This window comes from Microbacterium sp. zg-B185, from assembly GCF_030246885.1.
Taxonomy (GTDB): Bacteria; Actinomycetota; Actinomycetes; order Actinomycetales; family Microbacteriaceae; genus Microbacterium.
On the sequence record NZ_CP126739.1, the window covers coordinates 475,884 to 495,614 of the forward strand.

Consider the following 19,731-nt stretch of genomic DNA (forward strand, 5'->3'; position numbering starts at 1 on the left):
TGCCGATGATTGGTAGTCGTTCGTGAGCGGAAACGCGCGACCGGTATCCCAGCTCGGGCGTTCGTCCAACAAGCCTGGCTCGTAGATGGGGAACGCGAGATACCGCACGTTCTCGCTCGGCCCATCGTCAGTGGGGCAGTCACACTTCGTTGAGCTCCGTCCCGCCCCCATGTCCCTGACGCTGCCAGCGGGAAGTGGCGGGGTGAAACAACGGTGTGGACGAATGAAGAGATCGAGTGCAGTCGAGCGCAGTGTTTGAGAACTCGACGTCCGGGGATCGCGGGCGCGTGGAGGTTTGCGATCGAGTGCAGGCGTGGTGACGTCCGCACAGCAGGGTTCAAACTCCTCCGTCTCCGCACTTTCAGGGTGGTTTTGGGGACGTTTAGTGAGGTTGAGGGACACTCCGTCCTAATTCGTGCCTGATCCGGGCCGTACCGACGGCCGCCTTCTTGAACTGTTTGCGCCTTCAGTCTTCAGATCTATCCATATTGCTCAGCTGCGTTTTGCCTGCGTGAGGAGACCGAGGGACCATGTGACCTCCGTCTCCATCATCGGGACTGGACGAATCGGGCGCTGGGTGTACAATAGTTCCGAAATTTGACCGTCACCGCGATTTGGAGCCGGATCGACCTCCTTTTCAAGCGGTCTCGGTCCGGCTCTTTCCTCTTGAATCCGTTCAGCCCATCCCAGCCGTGGGCACGCCCGTGGTCAGGGGTTTTCTCACGCCGACGGTCGTGCTCTGGCGATCCGGGTCAGGCGGACCGAGCCGGATTCGGACGGGTCGACAACGACCGGCGCGGACGCCGGATCCCCTGACTCGTGCACGTGCCCGAACTTTGCCCACAGAATCTCGCGCTTGGGTGGGTCGCCCACCGCAGGTGGTCGGTAGGTGGGCACCGCTGTGGTCTCCGCCTCGTGGGTCGGTGACCGCTGTGCGTTGCGCTCCGGCATGCGTGTACACGTATACCCGAAACGTCCTACACCGGGTGGCGGGATGTGAAGCATCCCGCATCCCCGGAACTCACAGATTGTCTTCGCTCGACGTCAAGACTTTCAGTCACACATTGCCGCGCGCGGCTCGCAAGACACAAGTACATGAGCGGGGGAGCGTTCACCGTGGCGCGACGGCCATCGCTGCGCCAGCGGCGAGCGTTTGCAATTTCGCAAAGACGATGTCCGCATCCGATTTTGCCCGAGATCGTTGAGTTCGAGTCCGATCGCACGCGGTTGGTTGTCGTTCCATAGAGGGTGGCATCAGCATGTGTGAACTTATGTGTGAACCCGGCCCCGAACTCCCGCAAACGACGCGGATCTCTACCGACAAGTCGTTGACTACGGATCAGAAGGTTGGGAGTTCGAGTCTCTTCGGGCGCACACTGTGTTGAGACAGTGATTGGGGAAAAGTGCCGGGAAACCGGCACTTTTTCTGTTTCCGCACTCTTCTGATTCGCCTCTGACTCGAATCAGACGAGTCCGAGGCAGGTGCGGGCTGGTACGTCCGCGTGATTCCGCGGAATTCGGCCCTTCGGGGCTCGTCGCCTGCGGTAAGTCAGTCGTCGCCTGCGGCAAGTCAGAAGGTCTTGTGGGCGCCACATGCCTGCACCGTCGCCAACTGCCCGGGCCGGAATGGGTCGTCGCTACAGGTGTACCGGGGTGCGGCTGAAGGCGCGGAGCGCGGTATCGCCGCCATCGAGACGGAATCGATTGCGCAGATCCCAAGGGGTCGCGCGCGCCCAGACGAACAGCACCAGGTCACCGACATCCGGTCGAAGCCGGTCTAGGCGATCAAGGTTTGCGTGGCGAGCTCCATGTGCTGCGCCACCGCTGCGGCCGCCGTGTCGGGGTCGCCCGTTGCAATGGCGTCCACGATCTCGAGGTGGCGGGGCACGTCCATGTTCCGCACCGCCCGTTCGATCCCGGATCGGGTGATCGACATCAGGATTGACCCTTCCAAGGCGCTCCAGGCGCGCATGAGCGTGTCGTTGCCCGTCAGCCGGCAGAGTTCGCGGTGAAAGTCGAGGTCGGCACGCATACGCGCGTCGAGCGATTCATTCTCCGCCGCGCTCATCAGTCCGACTGCCGCTCGCAGACTTTCGACGGCCGACTCGCGCTGCGGGCTCTCAGCGACAGTGCGGGCGGCCAAAGCCTCGAGGGCAGCACGGACGAGGAACAGGTCCCGCAGCTCTTCGTCGTCCATGCGGCGGACCAGGAGCCGTCCCCGTGATCCCTCGGTGAGGAGACCTTCGATCTGCAGAGTGCGCATGGCCTCGCGGAGGGTGCCGCGGCTGATCTGCAGTCGTTGAGACATCTCGATCTCTGAGACGTGTGACCCGGGCGGAAGCTCGCCGGTGGTGATGGCACGTCGGAGGACCTCGATCGCCTGCATCCGCAGCGTATTGCGTTGCAATCCGAGAATGGCGGGACTATCGGTCATCCGCTATCCCTCCCGTGGTTTGCGTGTCGAGTCTACGAGAGCGGCGCACGTGTTCGGGTGCGCCGCTCTCGTATGCGCCGAGTCAACTCAGTTGGCGCGTTCGAGCTCGCGTGCCTCGGCGGATGCTTCCTTCGCGTACTCCCGCTGCGCCTTCGTCCAGGTCTCAGGCGTCACGACGGCCGAGACGAGTCCGATGAGTGCGTATAGCGAGAACAGGGCTGCCGGGCCGACCCATCCGAAGGCGCCGAACAGCAGTGTCGTGATGAAGGGGGTGAATCCGGACACCATGGCCGAGATCTGGTAGGCCAGCGATGCCCCCGAGGTGCGGGTGTTGGCGTTGAACAGCTCAGGGAACCAGGCGCCCTGCGCACCCGCGAGTGCGTTTTGGAACACCGCGTAGGAGAGCACGATGACGATGATGACCATGGGGTAGACGGCGGTGTTGACGCCGAGGAACATCAGGAATCCCCAGAACACACCCAAAGCGGTCACCATCAGGTACAGCGGTCGCCGCCCGATCTTGTCGGTGAGTCGTGCCCAACCCCAGGTGGCGAAGATGCCGATCCCGGCCGCGAGGGACAGCGCGGTCAGTGTCTGCCAGCTTTCGGTGATCTTGTTGGTGTTGAGGTAGGAGATCAGGTAGGTGATCGAGATCGCGTAGCCGGCGGTTTCTGCGACCCGGAGGCCGATGCCGCGGAGGATGTTGCCCCAGTCGGTCTTGATGACCTCGATAATCGGAGCTCGGAGGACCTTGCCCTCAGCCTTCACGTCTTCGAAGACCGGGGACTCGGGAACCTTCGCGCGGATGATCAGACCGACGATGACCAGGATGATGCTGGCCAAGAACGGCACGCGCCATGCCCAGTCGCCAGGCAGGTGGACGCTGACGAGGAAGACGAGGTTCGCGAGCAGCAGTCCGACGGGGAAGCCAGCTTGGACGATACCGGTGAAGCCACCCTTGAAGCGCCACGGCGCATGCTCATACGTCATCAAGATCGCGCCGCCCCACTCAGCACCGAATGCGAGGCCCTGGACGATGCGGACGAGCACGAGCAGGATCGGGGCGACGATGCCGACCATCGCGTAGGTGGGAAGAAGGCCGATGGCGAAAGTGGCCAGACCCATCAGAATCAGCGATGCGACGAGGACCGGCTTCCGCCCGACGCGGTCGCCGAGGTGTCCGCCGATGATCCCGCCAATGGGGCGTGCGGCAAATCCGGCACCGAGGGTGGCGAACGACAGCAGTGTTCCGGTTATCGGGTCGGACCCGGGGAAGAACGCGGTGCCGAAGTACAGGGCCGCGGCTGTGCCGAAGCCGATGAAGTCATACGTCTCGATGACTGCGCCGACGCCGGAACCGACGGCGACTCGCTTTCTCTGGGGTGTGCCGTTGACGACACCCCGCATGGTGATGGCTGCTTCGCTCATCTCTCTGCCTTCCTCACGTCATTGTGACCGACCCGCGGCGCGAGTGGCAGAACCCAGTATCAGGACAATCCCGGCCATTGTCAACAGTCGAACAGCTAACTATTGAACTGTCGGCAATTTCAGGTTACGATCAAAACCGCCGCCGCGATGGAGCGGCTGAGAGCAGGAGATGATGACTTCCACACGCACCGCAGTCCTGACCGGCGCAGCCGCCGAACGGGGAATCGGACAAGCAGCGGCCCGCGAGTACGCGAAGGCAGGATGGGCGATCGCCGTCCTCGACCTCGACGGAGAAGCAGCTGCCCGGGTCGCAGCAGACATCGCCGCCGAGTATGACGTCCCGGCTTACGGCGGCCCGGTGAACGTGGCCGACGAGGCGTCCGTCACCGCAGCACAGCAGGAGGTCGCGAGCCGAGTGACCGACGGCTCGCTCCCGCCCGTCGGCGCGCTCGCGAACATCGCGGGCATCACCTCACCGGTCCCGTTCCTCGAGACCACGCTCGACCTGTGGAACAAGGTCATGGCCGTCAACGCGACCGGCACCTACCTCGTGACGAAGGCCTTCCTGCCCGACATGATCGAGAACGGGTTCGGCCGCATCGTCAACATGTCGTCGGTGTCCGCCCAGCGGGGTGGCGGCGTGTTCGGCAAGGTCCCCTACTCCGCAGCGAAGGCCGCGATCCTCGGCTTCACCAAGGCTCTTGCCCGCGAACTGGGGTCCACCGGAGTGACTGTCAACGCCGTGACGCCCGGTGCCGTCGACACCAACATCCGCGTGGGAACGACCGACGAGATCGAGGCCGCGATCGTCGGAGCCATCCCACTCGGACGCACGGCAACTCCCAAAGAGGTCGCGGACGTGTTCGTGTTCCTCTCCAGTGACGAGGCCAGCTATCTGCAGGGCACCACTATCGACATCAACGGTGGCAGCCACATGCACTGACCGGTGCTTTCGCGTCTACCGAGTATCTGCGATCGAACGAAGGAGTTTCATCCATGACTACCGCCACCACTGACGTCGACCTCGCCAGGCGGGTCTCCCGCGTGCGCGCGGCTGCGCAGCGCATCCGTCTCAATGCCCTGGCGATGGGCGAAGTGCAGGGCCAGGGCTATGTCGGCCAGGCCCTGGGTGCCGCGGACATGCTTGCCGCGGTCTACGCCGACCAGCTTCGCTTCCGCCCTGACGACCCGCACTGGGAAGAGCGCGATCGATTCCTGCTCTCCACCGGACACTATGCGATCGCCCTCTACGCCGCCCTCGCTGAGGCGGGCATCATCCCGATCGAAGAACTCGACACCTACGGCTCCGACGACTCGCGACTGCCGATGTCGGGCATGGCCAGCTACACGCCGGGCATGGAGATCTCCGGCGGATCGCTCGGCCACGGCCTCACGGTCGCGGTCGGCATGGCCCTCGGCCTGCGGCACCTCCAAAGCCGGTCCCGCATCATCAATTTCCTCTCCGACGGCGAGCTGAACGAAGGCTCGACGTGGGAGGCCGCGATGGGTGCGGCATCCCACCGGCTCGGAAACCTCATCGCCCTCGTCGACATGAATGCACTTCAGGCTGACGGCCCGACCGCCGGAGTCCTCAACATCGAGCCTGCCGAAGACAAGTGGGCCTCGTTTGGTTGGCACACGCAGCGAGTCAACGGAAACGATCCCGAGGCACTGCTCCGCGCCTTCGACGCCATCGGCGAGAGCGACCCCGTGGGTGCACCGCACGTCCTCGTCTGCGATACCAAGGTCGGCCGCGGTGTTCCGCTGCTTGAGACGCGCGAGAAGTCGCACTTCATGCGCATCGAGGAGCGCGAGTGGGCCGTCTGCCGCGAGCAGCTGATTGCAGGATTCGAAGCGGCTGCCGCAACCGTGGCGGAAGGAGCGGCATCATGAGCACCCCCACCAAGCCGAAGCTCAAGACCTCGGCAATGATCGCCTCCTTCGCCGACCCCGGTCAGAAGACGGCGCCCGCTCCGTTCGGCCACGCCCTTGCCGCGCTGGCCGAGTCCGACCCGCGGATCGTGGGACTGTCCGCGGACCTCGCGAAGTACACCGACATGCACATCTTCCGGGACGCGCACCCCGAGCGGTTCTTCCAGATGGGGATGGCCGAACAGCTCCTCTTCGGTGCCGCCGCGGGCATGGCTGAGGTCGGGCTCATCCCGTTCGCATCGACGTACTCGGTCTTCGCCACCCGTCGCGCGTACGACTTCATCGCCCTCGACATCGCTGAACCCGGCCTCAACGTCAACATCGTCGGCGGGCTCCCGGGCCTGACCACCGGCTATGGCCCGAGCCATCAGGCGACGGAGGATGTCGCCATCTTCCGCGGCATCCCGGGGCTCACGATCGTCGATCCCTGCGACTCGGTCGATCTAGAGCAGGCGGTGCCGCAGCTCGCTGCCGCGCCAGGACCGACCTACCTCCGCCTGCTGCGCGGGAACGTGCCGACGGTCCTCGACGAGTACGACTACACCTTCGAGCTAGGCAAGGCGAAGGTACTGCGCCCCGGCGCGGACGTCGTCTTCGTCTCCAGCGGACTCATGACGATGCGTGCTCTGGAGGCTGCCGAAGCTCTCGCCGCCCACAAGGTCGATGTCGCCGTTGTGCACACCCCGACACTCAAGCCGTTCGACGAGGAAACGGTGATCCGAGAAATCGACACCCCACGTCTCGCCGTCACACTCGAGAACCACACCGTGGTCGGCGGTCTGTTCGAGACCGTCGCATCCTCGCTCGTGCGCCGCGGAGTCGCGCGCAAGGTCGTCCCCGTGGCACTGCCCGACGAGTTCCTGGATGCCGGCGCACTTCCGACGCTCCACGAACGCTACGGACTCGCGGTCGACACGATCGTCGCCAGAGTCCTCCGCGAGCTGGGCTGACAGGGTCATGGACGACCCAATGACGCGCGAGGATGAACTCGAGCGCCGGCTGAGTGCCGTTGCCTTCGGCGAGCGACGCGCGCTCCTCGAGCAGCTGCTTCACCAGCACCTCGATGGCAATGACGGAACGACGATCACCGCGCTCGCCGCGGCGACGGGAACCAATCGATTCACGGCCTCACGGCATCTGAGCGTGCTGCGTGATGCCGGGCTCGTTCGTGCGGATGCTGCAGGCACACGGCGTCTCCACCGGATCGATCTGGACGCCATGTGGTCGCTCGATGAGTGGCTGTATCCATTCATCGATGCCGCGGGGCGCGACGCGTTAGAGGCTGACACGAGCGTCGGGCAGAGAGCGTGACCAGCGCGGGAACCAACCGCTACACCGTTTCCGCGGTGCCTTCGGCGATACGACCTCGCACAGGCGCCGGCGGCTGCCGGGGGCTCGGCTTCGACACGGTCGACCTGGTCGGCCTCCGAGGGCTTTGCGAACACGTGCCGTCAACGGCAGCCGCGGCGACGTGATGCGCCGTTCGGAAACTCCTCACCGCGACGTCGACCCGCAGATCTGATGGTTGGGAGTTCGAGTCTCTTCGGGCGCGCACTGTGTTGAGACAGTGATCAGAAAAGGAGTGCCGGGAAACCGGCACTCCTTTTCTGTTTCTGCGGCCTGGGGCACGTGCTCCGGCCAGCCTCAGGGTCAGGCGTCGACGGCTTCGGCGATCTTCTCGTCACCCTTGTTGATGGCTTTGACGACGGCGTCATAGTCGCCCTTTTCGATGGCCTTGTTGATTCGCTTCGTGGCCCGCTCCAGGGCCTTGTCGATTCGGTCGAGAGCCTCCTCGTCCACCACGGCGACTATCGCTGAGGAGCCGGGGACAAGCCATTCCTCGGCGTCGACGCCGATGGACTTCTCTTCGTGCCGTTTCACGATCTCGCCGATTCCGGCACCGGCGCCGAGGCCGACGACACCGGTGACGAGAAGCAACGGCGGGGCGAAGAGTCCGATCACCAGGCCGGCAACGACGCCGATCGCTGTTCCTTTCGCAACGAACTTCCCGCCGTGCTCTTTAACGTGAACGTTGCCATCGGTGTCGCGGGACAGAACGACCGCCGCCACGAGCCTGACATCGTCCAGCGACTTGATGGATGAGAAGTCTTCTTGCGCCGACTGCTCATCGTCGTAAGAGGCGACCAGGAGCTCGTAATTTCGATCAGTCATTCATCTGCCTTTCATGTTGTTCTCGCCGCGTGGTATGGACCCACTCTGCGACGAGCGGTATGGACCCACTCTGCGACGAGCGGTATGGACCCACTCTGCGACGAGCGCCGGCCGCTTGCCAGAGCAGTAGGTCCCGTCGCGGCCCGGAGGACGAAAGCCCCTATGAGGCGTACGTCCCTCCGACGGCATGGCGCTGCCGGTGCGGCGCACGGCGCGAAGTTGCAGCACACACGGGTGGAGCCTGCGCCGGGCGTCGAGCACCGGTGACTCTTCGCGGGACCTTCGGCAGTACCGGGGCGGTCGTCACAGACGTACGGTTATCCATTACGCCGGAGACCAATCAGCTCGGAGGGGCCACATGTGCACGGGAGCGAATTACACCACGCGGGATCACTACTTCGGCCGCAACCTGGACCTGGAGTTCTCGTACCACGAGACCGTCACGGTGACTCCTCGGAACTTCCCCTTCGAATTCCGGAAGGCGGAACCGCTCCCGACACACCACGCGATCATCGGGATGGCGACGATCGCGGATGGATACCCGTTGTACTACGACGCGACCAACGAGAAGGGCCTCAGCATGGCGGGGCTCAACTTCCCGGAGAACGCCGACTACAAGCCCGAGGCGCAGGACAAGACCAACATCACTCCGTTCGAGTTCATCCCGTGGATCCTCGGGCAGTTCGAAACGGTGGACGAGGTGAAGACGGCGCTGAAGACGCTGAACCTCGTGAAGATCAATTTCAGTGAGGCCTTCCCGCTCTCACCGCTGCACTGGATCATCTCCGACCGGAATCAGTCCATCACTGTGGAAAGCGTCAAGGAGGGGCTCAAGGTCTACGAGAACCCGGTCGGGGTCCTCACCAACAACCCGACCTTCGACATCCAGTTGTTCAACCTGAACAACTACATGCACCTGTCGAAGAACCCTCCCGAGAAGCACTTCTCCGATGGGCTGGATTTCGACGTCTACAGTCGCGGGATGGGCGCGATCGGCCTCCCCGGAGATCTGTCGTCCTCATCCCGGTTCGTGAAGGCCGCCTTCACGAAGATGAACTCGGTCTCGGGGGAGTCCGAGTCCGAGTCGATCAGCCAGTTCTTCCAGATCCTGGGGTCCGTCGCACAGCAGCGAGGATGCGTGGAGGTCTCTCCAGGAAAGTTCGAGATCACGATCTACTCCTCGTGCTGCAACACCGACAAAGGGATCTACTACTACACGACCTACGAGAACAGCCAGGTGACCGGGGTCGACATGCACAACGAAGACCTCGACGGTACCGCCTTGGCGGACTATCCCCTGATCAAGGGACAGCAGATCCGCATGGATAACGCACACACCGAGCCGGTATCGGCGCTCGGAGCGACCGTCGCAGCAACGTAGTTCAGCCGCACCCCTTTTTCACGCTGGTGCCGAAAGATCGCGGTGCGCTTGTCGGGCGTGCTGTTGGTCACTTGTGGTGCTCCCGCAGCAGCGGCATCCGCGACGCAGCTTCGGTGGCCCGGCGTTCTTCGCCGCCGCGCAACGAGGCAGATGAACCGGCAGGCCCCGTCGAAATCTGTCCGGCCACTGGCGCGGCACACGCAGACGGCCGTGACGCAGGCTCCGCATCACCGCGATCACCGACCTGAGAAGCACAGCACCGCGCCGTTCGCAAGGGCCTGTGGCGGGGTCGTGCCCGGCGCCTACCATCGGCTCGGGACCGTGCCGGCCACTGCCTACTGCAGGATCCGGGCCGCGAGAGAGAGGTTGCGTACGAGCGCGGTCCGGCCGTAGAGACCAGCCTGTGGCAACGATGCCACATCTTGAGGTGGAGAATCGAGATGACGAGTCGGGATCGCCGAAAGGCATCACCGCGCGAGGTGCGGCGATGAGCCTCGCGACACCGTCGGATGCGGTCGTGGTACCCGCCGAGGAAGACGCCGAGGCGCGGCGCGCGCGGATGCCCAAGAAGCCGCGACGCGGCAGGAGCAAGGTCAAGACCAAGGTCCACTACGACAAGCGGGAGGCGCTGGCGGGATACCTGTTCATCCTGCCGTGGGTGATCGGGTTCCTCGTCTTCACCGCCGGGGCGATGGTCTACAGCCTCTACATCTCCTTCAGCAACTACAACCTCGCCACCAACACCGCGCGCCCCGTCGGCGTCGACAACTACGCGCGCCTCTTCGATGACCCGCGCGTGGGCGTCTCCCTGGCCAACACCCTTTTCTACGTCGTGATGGCCGTGCCGCTGGAGATCATCTTCGCGCTCACACTGGCCCTGCTGTTGAACCGCATGAGCCGTGGTGCCGGCCTGTTCCGCACCCTCTACTACCTTCCCAAGATGACGCCCGCCGTCGCGACGGCGGCGGTGTTCTTCCTGCTGCTGAACGGCAACACCGGTGCCATCAACCAGGGGCTGCGGTTCTTCGGGATCCAAGGGCCGCAGTGGCTTGTCGATCCGGACTGGGTCAAACCGAGCATCGTCCTGATGACGCTGTGGGCGGTGGCCGGCACGATGGTGATCTTCCTGGCCGCCCTCAAGAATGTGCCCCTCGAGCTGTACGAGGTCGCCTCCCTGGACGGCGCCGGCCCGGTGCGCAAGTTCTTCTCCATCACCATCCCGATGATTTCGGGTGCGATGTTCTTCAACGTCATCGTGCTCTCGATCGCGGCGTTCCAGGTCTTCGACCAGGCATACCTGCTGTTCTGGCGGGATCAGAGCAACTCGTCACCGGAGGCGTCGCTTTTCTACGCCATCTACCTCTTCCAGCAGGCCTTCCGTCAGTTCAACTTCGGGTTCGCCGCCGCGATGGCGTGGCTGCTGTTCGTCATCATCATGGTGATCACGGTCATCCAGGTGAAGTTCGGCAACAGATTCGTCTACTACGAGGGAGACCGCTGATGTCGGCATCGCTGCAGACCCCCGGTATCGCCCGGCCGACCCCGGAACTGGCGACGATCACCGCCACGGTGCCGCCCAAGAGGTCACGCTGGCGCCGCAACCTCGCCCGCCCCAAGAGCCTGTTCGGGCGGATCATGCTGGCGCTCCTCGGCATCGGCTTCGCCCTGCTGTTCCTGTACCCGTTCGCCTGGCTGCTCGCGGCGAGCTTCAAGCCGCGCGGCGAGGTTTTTGACAACTCCCTCATCCCCCGTACGTGGGTTCCGGACAACTACGTGGAGGTGTGGAACCAGCTTCCTCTGCTCAGCTGGATGTGGAACAGCATCGCGATCGCCGTGCTGGCAGCGGGAACCGTGGCCATCTCCAGCTCGATCGTCGCGTTCGGATTCGCGTACTTCAAGTTCCCCGGTCGCGGCATCCTGTTCGGGCTCGTGCTGGCCACGATGATGCTCCCCGGTGCGGTCACCATGATCCCGATCTATCTCATCTGGAAGCAGACCGGCCTGCTGGGCACGTGGGTCCCGCTGTGGGGAATGAACCTGTTCGGGTCGGCCTTCTACATCTTCCTGCAACGCCAGTTCTATCTCGGTCTGCCCAAGGAGCTGTTTGAAGCGGCCCGTCTGGATGGTGCCAGCTACTGGGGGCTGTTCTGGCGGATCGCGATGCCGCTGTCCGTTCCGTCGTTCATCATCGTGTTCCTGTTCGAGTTCCAAGCCAGCTGGAACAACCTGCAGGCGGCCCTGATCTACCTCAATGCCGGCTCCGTCGAGGATTTCACCGCCCCGCTCGGGATCGCCTACGCGATGACCAAGTACAGCCCGACGGCGGGCGGGCAGGGCGACTACCAGTACGTCATGGTCGCGTCGCTGATCGTGACCATTCCGATGCTCATCCTGTTCGCCTTCGGACAGCGCTACTTCATCGAGGGCGTCGCCACGCAGGGCAGGAAGGGCTGAATCCCGGACTCGTCATCACCGGATACATCACAAGTCAACGAAAGACGGACGGCACCCGTAGTCGGGCCGACCTCGCAGGGCACTCGCCCTGCCGCAGGTTCGCACGGGGGACGTCCGGCGGCGGCGAGGAAGCCGCCCCGATCGAAAGGGATGGACATGCGCAGGCGCATTCTGGGAATCGCCGCTCTCGCGGCAAGCGCGGTCGTGCTCGTCGGCTGCGGCGGCGGGGGCGGGGGCGAGGGCAGCGACTCGGCTGCCGACTTCAGCACTGAACCCACCGGAACCATGAAGGCATGGGGATTCGAGAACGCCGACGACGTCGGTCAGTCCCGCGTGGACTTCGCCGAGGAGCAGCTCAGTGATGTCGAGGTCGAACTGGACGCCACGGCCTTCGATGCGCAGAAGTTCACGACGCGGATCGCCAGCGGCGACGTGCCCGACGTGGTCCAGATGGACCGTCGCTACGTCACCACATACGCGGCGCAGGACCTGATCATGCCCCTGGACGACTGCTTCGAGGCGCACGACGTGTCGGCTCGCGACCACTGGTACCCGTTCGTCGTGGATGACGTGACGTATGAGGACGCGGTCTGGGCCGTGCCGCAGTTCTACCAGCCGCCGGCGGTGCTGCTGAACACGCGCGTGCTGGATGGCGCCGGGGTCACGGCGGAGGAGTTCGACACCTCGGATATGGACGCCCTGCTCGGCGCGATCGGCAAGATCTACCAGGAGTCCGGCGGCGTTCCCACGCGGCTCGGCTTCGACCCGGTCGCGACCGGCCAGGGCGGGCTGTGGGTGCTCGGGATGGGGGGACAGCTGACCGACGCTGACGGTGCGCCGACCCTCGATGACCCCAGCAACCTCGCCGGAATCGAGGCGTTGAAGCAGATCACCGACGCGCAGGGCGGCTTCGCCTCGGTCAAGAGCTTCACCGACTCGTTCGACACCTTCGGCGACAACAACCAGTACGTCGCCGACCAGGTGGGCGCTCAGGTCAACGCGCAGTGGTACCCGAATGTGCTGTCGCCCTACGTCGATCAGGTGCAGCTCGAAGCGGTGCCGTTCCGCAACGCCGATGGTGAGCCGTTCTCGGTGGCTTCCGGGACTGCGTTCGTGATCCCGATGGGCGCGGAGAACCCCGCCGCGGCATGCGCATGGATGATCAACCTGACCTCGGACGACGGCTGGACGGCGGCCGGTGAAGCGCGCGCGCAGACCCGCGCCGAGGACGGCGGCATCAACACGGGGCTGTTCACCGGATCGCCGTCGGCCGACCAGATGATCCGCGAGAAGTGGGTCGTCGAGACCGGAAACCCGGGCTTCGACCAGGTCATCTCCGCGTACTACGACGTCGTGGACTACGGCCAGTCGTTCGGCTCGTCGCCTGCCGGCCAGGAGATCCAGAACGAGCTGAACAACGCGATCACCGCGGCGCTGCTCGGCGACAAGACCGCCGAGGAGGCACTGCAGGACGCGCAGCAGGCCGCGATGCGCGCCTACGAGAACACCACCGCGGGCTGATCACCCGCCCCGACCACGATGAGCGGGATGCCCACGAAAGCGGCGGGAACGCGGAGATCACGACGGCCAGCGACACGACATAGGCGACGCTGAGGAGCACCGCCACGATCGCCGACTTTCGGGTCAGGCCTCCCTTGCCTGTCAACCCGAAGAGCATCATCACGCCCAGCAGCGCCAGCAGAACGCGAAGCGGTGCTTCCGCGCCCGCGACCGCGGACGGAACGGTGGAGTGACGCTGAGTGGTTCCCGTTCTGACCCGCGGGCATCCGCGGAGGGCTTGCGCAGAATGACGGGAATACCCCGGAGGGGTATCGAGTTCTATACTCCTGACCATCGTCGGCTGGTGCGCGAGCGCCGGGAGGACCCTGATGACGAACCCGCACGCGGCGCACGACATGACATCGCACCAGACCGAGCACACCGGTCACTCCGCTGCCACCGGTCATCACAGCGGGCGCGACGCCCACGCGGGGCACGGTGCCGACCACGTCGCACAGTTCCGGCGGCTGTTCTGGGTCAACCTGATCCTCGCGATCCCGGTGGTCGGGTTCTCGGGCATGTTCGCGATGCTGATCGGGTACAGCCTGCCGCTGTTCCCCGGCGGGCACCTGATCTCGCCGCTGCTCGGGACCGTCATGTACGTGTGGGGAGGACGGCCGTTCCTGCTCGGCGCGGTCAGCGAGCTGCGCACGCGCACACCCGGGATGATGCTGCTGATCGGGCTGGCGATCACTGTCGCCTTCGTCGCCTCCTGGGCTGCCGCCCTGGGACTGCTCGATCACGAACTCGAGTTCTGGTGGGAGCTCGCGCTGCTGATCGTCATCATGCTCCTCGGTCACTGGATCGAGATGCGATCCCTCGCTCACACCACCTCCGCGCTCGACTCGCTGGCCGCCCTGCTGCCGGACGAAGCCGAACGCGTCGAGGGGGACCGGGTGGTGACCGTGTCGCCGTCAGCCCTCCGCGTCGGCGATGTGGTGGTGGTCCGCCCCGGTGGCAGCGTGCCCGCGGACGGCCGGATCGTGGCCGGTCGTGCCGACATGGACGAGTCCCTGGTGACCGGGGAATCCCGCACCGTCGCGCGCGGAATCGGCGAGACGGTCACTGCAGGCACGGTGGCGACGGACTCCGGCATCCGTGTCGAAGTCACCGCCACCGGCGAGGACACCACTCTTGCCGGTATCCGGCGGCTTGTCGCGCAGGCGCAGAGCTCCACCTCGCGCGCGCAGCGGATCGCCGATCGTGCGGCGGCATGGCTGTTCTGGTTCGCCCTGGGCGCCGCCGCACTCACTGCGCTCGTGTGGACGCTGCTGGGCAACGCCGACGCGGCCGTCGTGCGCACGATCACGGTGCTGGTCATCGCGTGTCCGCACGCGCTCGGTCTGGCCATCCCGCTCGTCGTGGCGATCGCGACCGAACGCGCGGCCCGCGGGGGAGTGCTCGTCAAAGACCGCCTGGCGCTGGAGCGCATGCGCACCATCGACACCGTCCTGTTCGACAAGACCGGCACCCTGACGAAAGGAGAGCCGACCCTCATCGACGTCGCACCCGTCGGCGTTCTGGACGCGGACGCCGTGCTCAGCCTGGCTGCCGCGGCCGAAGCAGACAGCGAGCACCCGCTGGGCAGGGCGATCGTCCGGTCGGCGAAGGACCGCGGCGTGACGGTTCCGCCGGCGAGCGGCTTCGCCTCCTCACCGGCGGTCGGGGTGGTCGCAACCGTGGGTGGACACGAAATCCGCGTCGGCGGGCCGCGTCTCCTCGACGGCATCGGCGCCGGCGAGGTGGCGGCGGCCGCGGGATGGCGTACCGACGGGGCGATCATCCTGCACGTCGTGCGTGACGGCGAGGTCATCGGCGGGCTGAAACTGGCCGACGAGATCCGACCCGAGTCACGGGAAGCCGTGGCCGCGCTGCACGAACTCGGCATCCAGGTCGTGATGATCACGGGCGACGCCCATGCGGTCGCCCACTCCGTGGGCGCGGAACTGGGTGTTGACCGCGTCCTGGCCGAAGTCCGCCCCGAGGACAAGTCCGCGAAGGTCGCCGAACTCCAGCACGCAGGCCTGGTCGTCGCCGTGGTCGGCGACGGCGTCAACGATGCGCCCGCCCTCGCGCGCGCCGACGTCGGCATCGCGATCGGCGCCGGCACCGACGTGGCCATCGCCTCCGCAGGGGTGATCCTCGCCAGCGACGACCCTCGCTCGGTGCTGTCGGTGATCGAGCTCTCTCGGGCCGGCTACCGCAAGATGACGCAGAACCTGTGGTGGGCGGCGGGCTACAACCTGATCGCCGTGCCACTGGCCGCGGGCGTCCTCACCCCGTTCGGGTTCGTGCTGCCCATGTCGGTCGGCGCCTTCCTGATGTCGCTGTCGACGGTCGTCGTGGCCCTCAACGCGCAGGTGCTTCGCCGCCTCGACCTGCGACCCGACGCGAGCGTGCGCGCCATCCTGGACCGGCGGGCGTGAACTCGGCGGCGATCCCCACCCACCGTGGAGCGTGATCGCCGGCCGGGACGGATGCCGGTCGCCCCCGCCCCCGGATGCGGGGTGGGCACGCTAGTGGACGCGGACGTACCGGGGTGAGAACCTGACGTGATGAACACCTTGCGGATCCGCGAGGGGGGTGACCGGCTCGTGGTCGAGCTGCATCGTCCCGATGTGCGGAATGCGATCGACGATGAGATGGTCGCCGAGCTGCACGAGCTGTGCGCCCGGCTGGAGCGCGACCCTCGCATCCTGATCCTGACCGGCGCGAGCGCAGGAGAGAAGGGCATCTTCGCCGCCGGCGCCGATATCCGCAGCCTCCTCGGCCGCGGCCGCGACGAGGCGCTGGCGGGGATCAACTCCGGCTTGTTCACGCGGATCGCGCGGCTGCCGATGCCCGTCATCGCTGCCGTGGACGGCCACGCGATAGGCGGCGGGGCCGAGCTGGCCTACGCCGCGGACATCCGGATCGCCTCGACCCGTGCCGTGTTCGGCAACCCGGAGTCGGCGCTCGGGATCCTGGCCGCCGCGGGTGCGACCTGGCGGCTCCTCGAACTGGTCGGAGAGCCTCTCGCCAAGGAGATCCTCTTCACCGGCCGTCGGCTCACCGCCGAAGAGGCGCTCCGGGTCCACCTGGTGGCGTCCATCCATGAGCCGCCGGATCTGCTCGCCGCCGCCGACGCCCTCGCAGACCGCATCGCCGAGCAGGATCCCCTGGCCGTCCGGCTGACCAAGAGAGTCCTGGCCGCCCCGCGCTCCGCGCATCCGCTGGTGGACGATCTCGCGCAGGCGATCCTGTTCGAATCCGATGCGAAGACCGAGCGCATGTCCGGCTTCCTGAACCGTCCGAGGGAGTCCACGTGATCGCCGTTCCGGCTGCGGTGGGCGTCATCGGCGGTGGACGGATGGGCGCAGGCATCGCGCAGGTGTTCGCTCGCGCGGGCTCCTCGGTCATCGTCATCGAGCGCGACGACGCCTCGGTCGCAGCGGCCCGATCCCGTCTTCAGGACGGCCTCGCCAAGGCGGCCTCGCATGATCGGTCGATGGATGCCGCATCCGTGCTCGCCCGCGTCGCCGTGAGCGAGAACTACGCTGCGCTCGGCGGTGCCGAGCTGGTGATCGAAGCCGTCCCCGAGGTGGTCGCTCAGAAGATCGCGGCGCTGGCGGAGGCGGAGCGGGTGATCGGCGCCACCGCGTGGCTGGCGACGAACACGTCGTCGTTGTCGTTGTCCGGACTTGCCGAGGCGCTCCAACGACCGGAGCGATTCTGCGGACTGCACTTCTTCAACCCCGTCCCTCCGTCCGCCCTCGTCGAGATCGTGGTCACCCCGCGCACCGCTGCCGAGCTGCGTGCCCGCGCCGAAGCCTGGGTGGCCGCGCTCGGCAAAACGCCGATCGTCGTCACCGACGCCCCCGGATTCGCCAGCTCGCGCCTCGGCGCAGCGATCGCGCTCGAGGCGATGCGGATGCTGGAGGAGGGCGTCGCCAGCGCCGCCGATATCGACTCCGCGATGGTGCTGGGCTACCGTCACGCCACCGGGCCGCTGCGGACGTCGGATCTGGTCGGTCTGGACGTGCGACTCGGGATAGCCGAATACCTGCACCAGACCCTGGGCGAACGGTTCGCCCCGCCGCAGATCCTGCGCGACAAGGTCGCCGCGGGCGAGCTGGGACGCAAGAGCGGCCGGGGGTTCTTCGACTACTCCCACGTCCCCGGATAGCCCCGGCGCGCGCCCGTATGGATTCCGTGAGGATGAGTGCTCGGAGCGATCTCCGGGACTCCGGTCGGCGTAGTGTCGCGTCCCGTGACTGATGGAACAGAGCAGGTCGACGATGAGCACCCGCGCGTCAAGCGCCTCATCCTCGGCGAACCGCTGACCTCCGAGAAGCTGGACGAGCAGCTGCTGCCGAAGAAGCGCGCGCTGCCGATCTTCGCCTCCGACGCGTTGAGTTCGGTCGCGTACGCTCCCCAGGAGCTTCTGATGATCCTCCTCATCGGAGGGACCGCATTCCTGGCGTTCTCGCCGTGGATCGCCGCCGGCGTCGTGCTGCTGCTGATCGTGGTGGTCGCCAGCTACCGTCAGCTCATCCGGGCGTATCCGTCCGGCGGCGGCGACTACGAGGTCGCCCGGACCAACCTGGGTGAGCTGCCCGGGGTCGTGGTCGCATCGGCGCTGCTCGTGGACTACGTGCTGACGGTGGCTGTGTCGGTCGCATCGGGAGTCGACAACATCATCTCGGCGATCCCCGAGCTCGACCCGGCCCGGGTGGAGATGGCCGTGGGCTTCGTGATCCTCATCGTGATCGTCAATCTCCGGGGGGTGCGTGAGGCGTCGTTCGCATTCGCCGTCCCGACGTACGTCTTCATCGCATCGGTCGCGGTGATGATCGTGGTGGGTCTGACGCGCACCGCGCTGGGCGACCCGCCGGTGGCATCGAGCGCCGAGTTCGCCGTGCAGGCGGAGTCGCTCACGCAGGCGGCCGTGATCCTCCTCGTGCTGCGCGCATTCTCCAGCGGATGCTCCGCGCTCACCGGGGTCGAGGCGGTCTCCAACGGCGTGCCCGCCTTCCGTGCTCCGAAAGTGCGCAACGCACAGATGACCCTCACCCTGATGGGGGGCATCGCGATCCTGCTCTTCTCCGGCCTGGTGGCGATCGCGCTCGTCTCCGGAGTGCACTACGCCGAGAACCCGTGCCATCTGATCGGCTTCGACTGCGAATCGGCACCGCAGCCGAGCCTCATGGCTCAGGTCGCCGCGGCGACATTCGGGATGGGGTCCGTCCCGTTCTTCATCATCCAGGCGGCCACGGCGTGCGTCCTGCTGCTGGCCGCCAATACAGCGTTCAACGGATTCCCGCTGCTGGGGGCAGTGCTCGCCCGGGACGGATTCGCGCCGAAAGCGCTCAACACCCGCGGCGATCGCCTCGTCTTCTCGAACGGAATGGTGCTCCTGGGCATCGCCGCGATCGTGGTGCTGGTCGTCTACCGGGCCAACCTCACCACGCTGATCCAGCTGTACATCATCGGGGTGTTCGTCTCGTTCTCCATCGGCCAGATCGGCATGGTGCGGCACTGGCTGCGGGTGCTGCGCCAGGAGGCATCATCGGATGCCGCGGCCGCGGCATCGGCCCGGCGGGAGCGCCGCTCGGCATACCGCGGGCTCGTCATCAACGCGCTCGGCGCGGCCATGACCATCTCGGTTCTGCTGATCGTGACGATCACGAAGTTCACCCACGGCGCGTGGCTCGTCTTCATCGCCATCCCGATCCTGGCCACTCTGATGATCGGTGTGAACCGCTACTACCGCGACGTCGAGCGCGAGATCGAAGTCGATCACACGACCCACTTCGGCGCGGACGGCGACCTGGCCATCGTCCTGGTCAATCGTCTGCAGAAGCCCGTTCTCAAAGCCGTGGACTACGCGCTGGCGGCCCAGCACGGCAGGGCCGTCGCGGTCCACGTCGCAGTCAGCGACGAGGAGTCGGCGGCGCTGCAGCGGCAGTGGGAGCAGCACCGGGTGCCGATGGAACTGGTGATCATCGCATCCCCTTACCGGTCGTACACCGCGCCGGTGGCGAAGTTCATCAAGCAGTACCGCGAGAAGTTCGGCTCGGCCGTCGTCACCGTGTACCTCCCGCAGTACATCGTCGGGCACTGGTGGGAGGCGCTGCTGCACAACCGCCGCTCGCGGCGCATCGCGCAGCAGCTGATGATGGTGCACGGGGTGTCGATCACCCTCGTGCCGTGGCTGCTGGACTCGTCGCAGCTCATCTACGGGCGCCGATCGCGTCCCCTTCCCGGAGACCAGCGCGCCGGGCGACCCGTCCCCGAGGTGGAGAGGACAGCGCGGCGCGCCCATCGTCCCGCCGGACCTCCCGAACCCGAGCCGGAGAAGCGGCCGGCCGAGGCGCTACGCTGACGCCGG

General features: G+C 66.2%; 15 protein-coding genes. 12 read left to right on the forward strand and 3 right to left on the reverse strand.

Going from position 1 to position 19,731, the window contains the following annotated elements:
• Positions 1-1,777: 1,777 nt before the first annotated feature.
• Both QNO12_RS02235 and QNO12_RS02240 read right to left on the reverse strand, forming a co-directional pair.
• Positions 1,778-2,434, reverse strand: coding sequence for a GntR family transcriptional regulator (locus QNO12_RS02235; RefSeq protein ID WP_257503628.1), 657 nt, complete (start codon positions 2,432-2,434; stop codon positions 1,778-1,780).
• Positions 2,435-2,521: 87 nt separating this feature from the next.
• Complete coding sequence (locus QNO12_RS02240) at positions 2,522-3,862, reverse strand: MFS transporter (RefSeq protein ID WP_257503627.1); 1,341 nt, start codon at positions 3,860-3,862, stop codon at positions 2,522-2,524.
• Between the two features lie 169 nt (positions 3,863-4,031).
• On the opposite strand from QNO12_RS02240, the gene QNO12_RS02245 reads away from it, so the two are divergent.
• Genes QNO12_RS02245 through QNO12_RS02260 form a run of 4 tightly spaced genes read left to right on the forward strand, consistent with a single transcriptional unit; the run spans position 4,032 to position 7,105 of the window.
• Entirely contained in the window at positions 4,032-4,805 is a 774-nt protein-coding gene (locus QNO12_RS02245; protein WP_257503626.1) for an SDR family NAD(P)-dependent oxidoreductase, read from the forward strand.
• Between the two features lie 53 nt (positions 4,806-4,858).
• On the forward strand, positions 4,859-5,755 hold the full coding sequence (locus tag QNO12_RS02250) for a transketolase (protein ID WP_257503625.1): 897 nt from the start codon (positions 4,859-4,861) through the stop codon (positions 5,753-5,755).
• A complete protein-coding gene (locus QNO12_RS02255) occupies positions 5,752-6,744 on the forward strand; it encodes a transketolase family protein (protein ID WP_257503624.1) in 993 nt (330 codons plus the stop codon). Before QNO12_RS02250 ends, QNO12_RS02255 begins: the two co-directional genes overlap by 4 nt.
• Before the next feature lie 19 nt (positions 6,745-6,763).
• The gene (locus QNO12_RS02260) at positions 6,764-7,105 is read left to right on the forward strand and encodes an ArsR/SmtB family transcription factor (RefSeq protein ID WP_257503623.1); all 342 of its coding nucleotides are present in this window, start codon (positions 6,764-6,766) and stop codon (positions 7,103-7,105) included.
• Positions 7,106-7,444: 339 nt separating this feature from the next.
• On the opposite strand, the gene QNO12_RS02265 is transcribed toward QNO12_RS02260, so the two are convergent.
• The gene (locus tag QNO12_RS02265; RefSeq protein ID WP_257503622.1) at positions 7,445-7,966 is read right to left on the reverse strand and encodes a DUF1269 domain-containing protein; all 522 of its coding nucleotides are present in this window, start codon (positions 7,964-7,966) and stop codon (positions 7,445-7,447) included.
• Between the two features lie 358 nt (positions 7,967-8,324).
• Between QNO12_RS02265 and bsh the strand changes: the two genes are divergently transcribed.
• The 8 genes from bsh to QNO12_RS02305 all read left to right on the forward strand — a co-directional run bounded on the left by bsh (position 8,325) and on the right by QNO12_RS02305 (position 19,725).
• A complete protein-coding gene (gene bsh, locus QNO12_RS02270; protein WP_257503621.1) occupies positions 8,325-9,347 on the forward strand; it encodes a choloylglycine hydrolase in 1,023 nt (340 codons plus the stop codon).
• 487 nt (positions 9,348-9,834) lie between these two features.
• Complete coding sequence (locus QNO12_RS02275) at positions 9,835-10,848, forward strand: carbohydrate ABC transporter permease (RefSeq protein WP_257503620.1); 1,014 nt, start codon at positions 9,835-9,837, stop codon at positions 10,846-10,848.
• Positions 10,848-11,801, forward strand: a complete 954-nt coding sequence (locus QNO12_RS02280; RefSeq protein WP_257503619.1) for a carbohydrate ABC transporter permease — start codon at positions 10,848-10,850, stop codon at positions 11,799-11,801. The genes QNO12_RS02275 and QNO12_RS02280 overlap by 1 nt, the downstream gene beginning before the upstream one ends.
• Positions 11,802-11,957: 156 nt before the next feature.
• Positions 11,958-13,322 carry a type 2 periplasmic-binding domain-containing protein gene (locus QNO12_RS02285; protein ID WP_257503618.1) on the forward strand — a complete coding sequence of 455 codons (1,365 nt, stop codon included), beginning with the start codon at positions 11,958-11,960 and terminating at the stop codon, positions 13,320-13,322.
• A gap of 368 nt (positions 13,323-13,690) precedes the next feature.
• Entirely contained in the window at positions 13,691-15,787 is a 2,097-nt protein-coding gene (locus QNO12_RS02290) for a heavy metal translocating P-type ATPase (RefSeq protein ID WP_257503617.1), read from the forward strand.
• Positions 15,788-15,916: 129 nt separating this feature from the next.
• Positions 15,917-16,669 carry an enoyl-CoA hydratase/isomerase family protein gene (locus QNO12_RS02295; RefSeq protein ID WP_257503616.1) on the forward strand — a complete coding sequence of 251 codons (753 nt, stop codon included), beginning with the start codon at positions 15,917-15,919 and terminating at the stop codon, positions 16,667-16,669.
• The gene (locus QNO12_RS02300; protein WP_257503615.1) at positions 16,666-17,526 is read left to right on the forward strand and encodes a 3-hydroxyacyl-CoA dehydrogenase family protein; all 861 of its coding nucleotides are present in this window, start codon (positions 16,666-16,668) and stop codon (positions 17,524-17,526) included. The genes QNO12_RS02295 and QNO12_RS02300 overlap by 4 nt, the downstream gene beginning before the upstream one ends.
• 84 nt (positions 17,527-17,610) lie before the next feature.
• Positions 17,611-19,725, forward strand: coding sequence for an APC family permease (locus QNO12_RS02305; protein WP_257503614.1), 2,115 nt, complete (start codon positions 17,611-17,613; stop codon positions 19,723-19,725).
• Positions 19,726-19,731: the final 6 nt, after the last annotated feature.